The sequence below is a fragment of the Campylobacter taeniopygiae genome, assembly GCF_005406225.1.
Taxonomy (GTDB): domain Bacteria; phylum Campylobacterota; class Campylobacteria; order Campylobacterales; family Campylobacteraceae; genus Campylobacter_D; species Campylobacter_D taeniopygiae.
On record NZ_NXLY01000059.1, the window covers coordinates 1 to 703 of the forward strand.

1 pseudogene is annotated in these 703 nt (G+C 27.9%); it reads right to left on the minus strand.

What is annotated here, in order from left to right:
* Positions 1–703: pseudogene (locus CQA75_RS08940) on the minus strand (hypothetical protein); the annotation flags it as partial.

The window sequence follows — 703 nt, forward strand, 5'->3', positions numbered from 1 at the left end:
AATAGACCCCCAAATACTAAAACTCTTTTCATTAAAATCCCAAGCCCCAACAGGTTGTCCTAGCTTGATAAGATTTCCCTCATCATCAAATTCATGGCTTTGATCTAAAAAATCAAAACTATCATAAACTTTTAATGTTAAAATATTATGAGTTTTTTGTAAGATTATTTCTATTTGCTTTGCAAAATTTTGAGTATAGATATCTTTTTTTGTATAAAGTTTTTCACTTAAATTTTTTACTAATGGAAATTTCATATAAAATCTATCCCAATCAAGAGTGGTAAAAAATTTAATAGGACGTTTTTGTTCTCTTACCTCATTTTCTTGTATGCAATGAGAAAAACGTTCAGCATTTTGCCTTAATCTTTTTGCTTCTTTTGTTTCTGTAGTTTTTGGATAAGGAGTATAATACAAAATAAGAGGTTCTATGCCTTTACTTTGTAAAAAATCTTGTATTTCTTTTAGTTTTTGCTCTGCTTGGGGATTGCTAGGTTTATTTTGTTTTATAGGGAGTTGATAATTTTGTATTGTATCGATTTTAGGACTATTTTGCCATAATACTTGAAGATTATAACTTACCGCCCAACCTAATGCGGCTATTTCATTATCTTCTTTGTAATATTTAAATTCATTATAGCAACATTCTAATTCTTGTGGTAAAATTGTTTCATCGTATGCTAAGGTGTTAAAATTTGCATTATAT